The organism is Aeromicrobium sp. (genome assembly GCF_036676885.1).
Classification (GTDB): domain Bacteria; phylum Actinomycetota; class Actinomycetes; order Propionibacteriales; family Nocardioidaceae; genus Aeromicrobium.
Window position 1 is genome coordinate 1 of the sequence record NZ_JAKFCB010000239.1, and the last position, 7,430, is coordinate 7,430.

The 7,430-nt window shown below is 70.7% G+C and carries 6 protein-coding genes; 2 read left to right on the top strand and 4 right to left on the bottom strand.

What is annotated here, in order from left to right:
- Window positions 1-1,037: hypothetical protein (locus V6M46_RS10605; protein ID WP_332664653.1), on the top strand; the 1,037-nt coding region annotated here is incomplete at its 5' end.
- 47 nt (window positions 1,038-1,084) lie between these two features.
- Here the strand turns inward: V6M46_RS10605 and V6M46_RS10610 are convergent.
- Window positions 1,085-3,205, bottom strand: coding sequence for an RNA degradosome polyphosphate kinase (locus V6M46_RS10610; RefSeq protein ID WP_332664665.1), 2,121 nt, complete (start codon window positions 3,203-3,205; stop codon window positions 1,085-1,087).
- 81 nt (window positions 3,206-3,286) lie between these two features.
- Between V6M46_RS10610 and V6M46_RS10615 the strand changes: the two genes are divergently transcribed.
- Window positions 3,287-4,330, top strand: a complete 1,044-nt coding sequence (locus V6M46_RS10615) for an alpha/beta hydrolase (protein ID WP_332664655.1) — start codon at window positions 3,287-3,289, stop codon at window positions 4,328-4,330.
- Between the two features lie 151 nt (window positions 4,331-4,481).
- Here V6M46_RS10615 and mshD read toward each other — a convergent pair whose 3' ends face one another.
- The 3 genes from mshD to V6M46_RS10630 form a co-directional block, all read right to left on the bottom strand.
- On the bottom strand, window positions 4,482-5,291 hold the full coding sequence (mshD, locus tag V6M46_RS10620) for a mycothiol synthase (RefSeq protein ID WP_332664658.1): 810 nt from the start codon (window positions 5,289-5,291) through the stop codon (window positions 4,482-4,484).
- Entirely contained in the window at window positions 5,288-6,715 is a 1,428-nt protein-coding gene (locus tag V6M46_RS10625) for a carboxyl transferase domain-containing protein (RefSeq protein ID WP_332664661.1), read from the bottom strand. Before V6M46_RS10625 ends, mshD begins: the two co-directional genes overlap by 4 nt.
- Window positions 6,716-6,740: 25 nt before the next feature.
- The coding region (locus V6M46_RS10630; protein WP_332664663.1) for a CoA transferase at window positions 6,741-7,430 on the bottom strand (690 nt) is incomplete at its 5' end.

The window sequence follows — 7,430 nt, forward strand, 5'->3', positions numbered from 1 at the left end:
TGCTCGTCATCGCCGCCGCGGTCGTCGGGGGGCGCTGGGCCGGTGGTGAGGTCTCTGCGGACTCCCGCTCGGCCATGACGTCGGCGCTCGACTCGCTGCCCGCGGACACCCAGGTTGCGGGCTTCACGGACTGGTCGCGGGTCCGGCGGGTTCTCGGGGTCGGCTCGACATCGACCGCGACCGGCCGGGCCGTCCTGACCGACGACGCCGCGCTCCGCGACCTCTCGACCCGCTCGGTCATCGGCCAGTACGCCGAGGAGATGCACGACGCCTACGGCTGGTCGCCCGCCGACCTCGACTGGGAGGCGTACGGGCAGGCGCAGGACGGCGCCGCCATGGTCGTACGACTCGGTGAGACGGTGTCGTTCGAATCCGTGCGGTCGCACCTGCGAGAGCTGGGCTACTCGCGGGACGGCGAGGTGTGGACCCTCGAGGCGGAGAGCTCCGCCGCGCGGTCCGAGCTCGGCTCGGCGCTGCGCGCGATCACGCTGGTGCCCCGCCAGCGCCTGCTGGTCGCTGCGGATCGCCCGGCGTACGTCTTGACGGTCCTGCAGACGATCGACCGCGACGCGCCGTCGCTGCTGAGCGTGCGGAGCGCGGCCGACGTCGCGACGACGCTGGCCGGGGCCGACAGCGCGCTGCTGCAGTCCGGCGGGTTCACGTGCCAGTCGACCTCGCTCGAGGGCGCCGGCGCCGACGTCCAGGCGCAGGCTCGTGCCGCGATCGACCGGGCCGGCACCCTGGTCGAGCCGGAGTTCACGGGTCGCGCCCTCGATGCCGGCTCGAAGACCAGCGAGACGATGCGGTTCGCCCTCGGGTTCAGCTCGCCGACCGCAGCGGCGCAGCAGCTTCGTGTACGCACCGCGCTCGTCTCGGGTCCCTTCATCGGGCGCTCCGGGCGGATCGAGGAGTCGCTCGTGCTGCGCTCGTCATCCGTACGGGGGAGTGTCGCGCTCCTGCGGTTCAGGCACGACCCGGACAGCACGGCCTACATGACCGGCGACGGTCCCCTCCTGTTCGCCGGCTGCGGTTCGTAGGACCGCTGTCGCTGAACGCTCGCGCGATCGTGCAAAGGGCAACAGGCTCAGCGGCTGCGGCGAGCCTTGGCGCGCTCGATCAGCACCGACTGCAGGTCCGACGATCCGATGTGGCGCGTCCACTGGCCGTCTGGGCCGAGGCGCCACGACGTGGTCTCAGGGTCGACCGAACGGGCGAGCAGCTCGCCGAGCTTCTCGGTGTGCGCCGCGGTCGGTACGCGTACGAGCACCTCGACGCGGCGATCGAGGTTGCGGTGCATGAGGTCGGCCGAGCCCATCCACGCCTCGGGCTCGCCTCCGCCGGCGAACCAGTAGATCCGGCTGTGCTCGAGGAAACGGCCGAGGATGCTGTGGACCCGGATGTTCTCGCTCAGGCCCGGCACGCCAGGTCGCAGTGTGCAGATGCCGCGGATGACGAGGTCGACCTGCACGCCCGCACGGGATGCCTCATAGAGCTTGTCGATCACGGCCTCGTCGACCAGGGAGTTGACCTTGATGCGTATGCCCGCCGGTCGTCCCGCCGCCTGGTGGGCGATCTCGGTGTCGATCCGCTCGATGATGCCGTCGCGCAGGCCCGCGGGGGCGACCATCAGCCTGCGGTAGGAGAAGTCCTGCGCGAACCCCGAGAGGTTGTTGAACAGGTCCGTGAGGTCGTGGGTGATGTCGGGATCGGCGGTCAGCAGGCCGAAGTCCTCGTAGAGGCGCGCGGTCTTGGGGTTGTAGTTGCCGGTGCCGATGTGGGCGTAGCGGCGCAGCCCGTCGGGCTCGTCCCGTACGACGAGCGCGAGCTTGCAGTGGGTCTTGAGCCCGACCAGGCCGTACACGACGTGGCAGCCGGCCCGCTCGAGCTTGCGGGCCCAGCGGATGTTGGCCTGCTCGTCGAAGCGGGCCTTGATCTCGACGAGCACCAGGACCTGCTTGCCGGCGCGGGCGGCGTCGACCAGCGAGTCGATGATGGGGGAGTCGCCCGACGTCCGGTAGAGGGTCTGCTTGATCGCCAGCACGTGCGGGTCCGCGGCGGCCTGCTCGATGAAGCGCTGCACGCTCGTGGCGAACGAGTCGTAGGGGTGGTGCACCAGCACGTCGCGCTTGCGCAGGGCGCTGAACAGGTCGGCGGGCTTGGCCGTCTCGACCTCGGCGAGGTGCTCGTGGGTGCCGGGCACGAACGGCTCGTAGCTGAGCTCCGGCCGGTCGAGGTCGGCGATCTCGTTGAGGCTGCGCAGGTCGAGCGGACCCCGCAGGCGTACGACCTCGTCGACCCTGATGCCGAGCTCCGAGACCAGCAGGTCGAGCACGCCGGGGTCGATCGACTCCTCGACCTCCAGACGTACGGGCGGGCCGAACTTGCGCCGCAGCAGCTCCTTCTCGAGGGCCTTCAGCAGGTTCTCGGCGTCGTCCTCCTCGACCTCGAGGTCCTCGTTGCGGGTGACCCGGAAGGCGTGGTGGGCGATGAGCTCCATGCCGGGGAACAGCAGGTCGAGATGGGCCGCGATGACCTCTTCGAGTGGCACGAAGCGGCCCGGGTCGGCTTCCATCCACCGGTTGATGATCGGCGGCACCTTGACCCGCGCGAAGTGGTCCTTGCCGGTGTCGGGGTTGCGCATGACGAGGGCGAGGTTGAGCGAGAGCCCGGAGATGTAAGGGAACGGGTGGGCCGGGTCGACGGCCAGCGGCGTCAGGATCGGGAACACCCGGTCGCGGTAGAACGCGCTGATCTGCTCCTGCTCGGAGGGCCGCAGCGAGTCCCAGTGCAGCAGCTCGACGCCTTCCTTCGCGAGGGCGGGCACGAGCTCCTGGTGGTACATCTCGGCGTGCTCGACCATGAGCTCCTGGCTCGCCGCGAGGCTGCGCGAGAGAACGTCGCGGGGGTTCAGGCCGCTGGCGGACGGCACCGCGACGCCGGCGGCGATGCGGCGCTTGAGGCCCGCGATGCGCACCATGAAGAACTCGTCGAGATTGCTCGCGAAGATCGCCGCGAAGCGTACGCGCTCCAGCAGCGGCAGCGAGTCGTCCTGTGCCAGCTCGAGGACGCGGGCGTTGAACGCGATCCATGACAGCTCGCGGTCGAGGAACCGGTCGTGCGGCAGCGCGCTGTCCGCCGGGTTGAACGGCGGGTCGACGTCGAACTCGTCAGGCGACGCCGGCGCCTCGAGGTCGGCGACGGCCATGTCATGGGTCTCCACATGACTACTTTGACAGGCCAAGATGAACGCGGATTGAACGGACCCGGATGCGCTACGTTGACCACCATGTCGCTCGTGGCCCAGCTGGCCGGTACCGCTCGCGGGGTCAGTGCCCGCTCGATCCTCAAGCTGCCCAGGCCGGTGGTCCGGCGCCTCGCGGGAGCTCCGGTCGTGATCGACGGCCGGACTCTCGACCCCGAGATGCAGTTGCTGCTGCGGCTCCAGCGCATCGAGGGCCCGGCCGCGGAGACCTTGCCGATCCGGAAGGGCCGGGCGAAGGTCGTCGACGACGCGAAGGTCGTGGGTGGCTCCCCGCCGATCGGCGCCGTGACCGACAGGACGATCGACGGGCCCGGCGGCCCGCTGACGCTGCGCTTCTACACCCCGCGCGGGCTCACCGGCGACGCACCGGCGCTCGTGTTCTTCCACGGCGGTGCGTGGATCTATGGCGACCTCGACAGCCACGACGCGGTGTGCCGGTTCCTCGCCGAGGAGGCTCAGGTCAGGGTCATCGCGGTCGACTACCGGCTCGCACCGGAAGCGCCGTTCCCTGCGGGCTTCGAGGACGCCTGGGCCGCGTGGACGTGGATCACCGAGCACGCCAAGGGCATCGGGATCGACGCCACCCGCATCGCCGTCGGCGGCGACAGCGCGGGCGGCTGCCTCGCCGCGCTCGTCGCGCAGCATGCAGTCAAGGCTGCGGGAATCCAGCCGGCCTTCCAGCTGCTGATCTATCCGGTGACCGACTTCCTCACCACCGGTGGGAGCCGCAAGACGTACGCCGAGGGGTTCTACCTCACCAAGGCGTTCATGGATCTCGGCGAGGAGAGCTATCTGCTCGGTGACGAGGACAGGGCCGATCCGCGCCTGTCGCCGTTGCACCAGGACGTCACGGGCGTCGCGCCGGCCTACCTCGTCACGGCCGGTTTCGACATGCTGCTCGACGAGGGCAAGGCGTACGCCGACAAGCTGCGGGCGGCCGGCGTACCGGTCGAGTACGTCTGCGAGGAGGGCCTGATCCACTCGTTCGCCAACATGGTCGGCGTCGGCACCTCCGCCCCCCGCGCGATGCGCCGCGCCGCCGCCGCCCTCCAACGCAACCTGACCTGACGCTCGGGTTCCCGTCCACTGACGAGAGGGAAGTCGCGCACTGACGAGAGGGAAGTCGCGCACTCACGAGAGGGTTGCCGTCACCGGTGGCGCCAGAATGCTCTCGCGGGTAGTCCGCAACCCTCTCCTGGGCGGACGGGAACCCCCATCCTCAGCGGGCGTAGAGGACGTCCTTCTTCCAGTCCTGGAAGCCGAGGTTGCGATAGACCTTGAGGGCGGCGGCGTTGTCACCCTCGACGTAGAGGTCGACGACCGGGAGCCCCCGCTCGTACAGGTGCCGCAGCCCGCGAGCCGTGAGCGCCGTGCCGAGCCCGCCACCCTGTGCCTCCGGGGCGATGCCGACGACATAGACCTCGCCGACCATGTCCTCCACCTTCGTCCAGTGGAACCCGACGATCCGCCCCTGGCGCTCGGCAACGAACAGCCCTGCAGGATCGAACCACGCAGCGGACGTACGCCGGCCGAAGTCCTCGGCGTCCATCGCGCCCTGCTCCGGGTGGTGGGCGAACGCTCGCGCGTTGACCGCGATGATCTGCTCGGCGTCGCCGGGCGTGTAGGACCGGATCGTGATGTCGTCGGGTACGCGCTCGGGTGCCGGTGGCCCGTCGAACGTCAGCCGGAGGACCAGCAGGGTGCGCTCGGCGGTCAGACCCGCGGAGGCCGCCAGCGCCTGGGCCGCCGGGAGGTCGCCGTGCGCCCAGTAGCGCTCCTCGCCGTCGGCCAGGAGCTCGTCGAGGATGCGGCGGCCCTTGCCGGCGCGCCGATGTGCGGGGTCGACGACCAGCTCGACGGGTGCGTCACCGACCGCGAACGCCGCCGCCGAGATCGTGCCGTCGGGCTCCGTGTGCTGCACCAGGACCCGCGCGGGCGAGCGATCCCTGAGCGCGAACACGCTCGCCTCGTTGAACGGCTCGACACCGTCGACGGCCGCGGCCCGCTCGGCCAGCTCGAGGATGCTCATCTGGCCCGCAGGGCCACGAGCTGCGCCCCGACCTCGGCGGCGATCGCCTGCGCCAACAGCTCAGGCGTGTCGCCCTCGGGTTCGGCGACGATGTGGTGCACCGTGCCGTTCTCGAACAGGTCGATCGCGCTGACCCGCTGCGCCTCGGCCATCTCGGCGGCGTGGTCGAGGTCGCCGTGCACGATCGCGCTGGCGCCCTCCGGGGGCAGCGGCGACAGCCACGCATTCTCCGCCGCGATGACTACGTCGGCCGGCAGCAGCGCCAGCGCTCCACCGCCGCAGCCCTGGCCGAGGATGACCGACACCGTCGGCACCCGCATCGTCGACATCCATGAGATGCAGCGAGCGATCTCGCCGGCGATCGCGCCCTGCTCCGCCTCCGGCGACAGCTCGGCGCCGGGGGTGTCGATGAACGACACCAGCGGCAGCCGCAGCTCGTTGGCCAGTCGCATCCCGCGGCGGGCCTCGCGCAGCGCGGCCGGGCCCATGGGCTTGAAGCGCGTCTGGGTCGTACGGTCCTGCCCGATCACGATGCAGGGCTGGCCGTCGATCCGGGCCATCGCCACGATCATGGCGCTGTCGCGCTCACCCTTCTCGGTGCCCTGCAGGCGCAGCGTCGCGTCGCTGCCGTATCGCAGGACCTCGCGCACGCCGGCGCGATGCCGACCACGCGTGATCTGGATCGACTCCCACGCCGATCGCTTGCGGGTGACCTCGCCGGTGCGCAGCTCGCGGGTCTGCGGCTTCGGCGGGTCGATCAGCAGGCTGAGCGCGCGATCGACCAGGAGCGGCAGCTCGTCGGGCAGGACGACGGCGTCGATGATGCCCCGATCGGCGAGGTTCTCGGCGGTCTGGACGTTGGGCGGGAACGGCTTGCCCTCCATGAGCTCGTAGACCTTGGGTCCGAGGAACCCGATGAGTGCCCCCGGCTCGGCGACCGTGACGTGCGCCAGCGATCCCCACGAGGCGAACACCCCGCCGGTCGTGGGATGCCGCAGGTAGACGAGGTACGGCAGTCCCGCCGCTCGGTGGTCCATGATCGCCCGCGAGATGTCGACCATGTGCACGAACGCAGGGGTGCCCTCCTGCATCCGGGTGCCGCCGGACGCCGTGGTCGCCAGCAGGGGAATCCCCTCGGCGGTTGCCCGGCGTACGGCCGACACGATCCGCTGAGCCGCCGCCTGCCCGATCGAACCCGCGAGGAAGCGGAACTCGTTGACGAGCACCGCCACCGGCCGGCCGTGCATCAGCCCGCGACCGGTCAGAACCGACTCGTCGGTGCCGGCCCGCTCGGCCGCCGCGGCGAGCTCCTGCCGGTACTTCGGATCGAGGCCCGAGTGGTCGACCGGTTGGTCCCACGACTCGAACGAGCCCTCGTCGAGCACCAGATCGAGCAGCTCCTGGGCCATCAGCCGATCGCTCATGCGGTCTCCTCCAGCTGGCGCTCACTCATGCCGTCTCCTTCAGCCAGGCCCTGATGTCGTCACCATTCTCGTCCAGCACGGGCGGAGAGTCGTGCGAGGCCACCGTCACCTCGCCACCGTCGGCGTCGAAGAACCGCAGCGGAGGCCCCGGCAGGGTCAACCTACCGAGCGTGCTGTGCTCGACGTCGATCAGCAGCCCCTGGCTCGCGGTCTGCTCCCACGCGTAGACCTCGTCGATCGTGCGCACCTTGCCGGCCGGGATGCCGATCACGTCGAGCCGGTCGAGCAGGTCGGCGGCGTCCCACTCGGCGAACGCCTTCTCGACGATCTCGACGACGCGTTCGCGCTGGGCGACCCGCTCAGGGTTCGTCGCGATACCGGGCGCCGCGGGATCGAGGCCGAACCCTTCGCAGAGGTCGTGCCACAGCCCCTCGCTGCCCACGGCGATCTGCACGGCACCGTCGCGGCAGCGGAACAGCCCGTACGGCGAGATCGACGGATGATGGTTGCCCTGCGCCTGGCCGACCTCGCCGGCCACGGTCCACCTCGTCCCCTGGAACCCGTGCACGCCGACGGTCGCTGCCAGCAACGACGTACGCACGACAGTGCCGACACCGGTCGCCTCGCGCTCGTGCAGGGCCGCCATGACGCCGTACGCGCCGTACATCCCCGCGAGGATGTCGGAGATCGGCGTGCCGACCTTCTGCGGGTCGTC

Excerpts from the sequence above, each read along its gene's own strand:
- mshD (WP_332664658.1), bottom strand. The coding sequence starts at position 5,291 with ATGAGCATCCTCGAGCTGGCCGAGCGGGCCGCGGCCGTCGACGGTGTC.
- V6M46_RS10625 (WP_332664661.1), bottom strand. The coding sequence starts at position 6,715 with ATGAGCGATCGGCTGATGGCCCAGGAGCTGCTCGATCTGGTGCTCGAC.
- V6M46_RS10610 (WP_332664665.1), bottom strand. The coding sequence starts at position 3,205 with ATGGCCGTCGCCGACCTCGAGGCGCCGGCGTCGCCTGACGAGTTCGAC.
- V6M46_RS10615 (WP_332664655.1), top strand. The coding sequence starts at position 3,287 with ATGTCGCTCGTGGCCCAGCTGGCCGGTACCGCTCGCGGGGTCAGTGCC.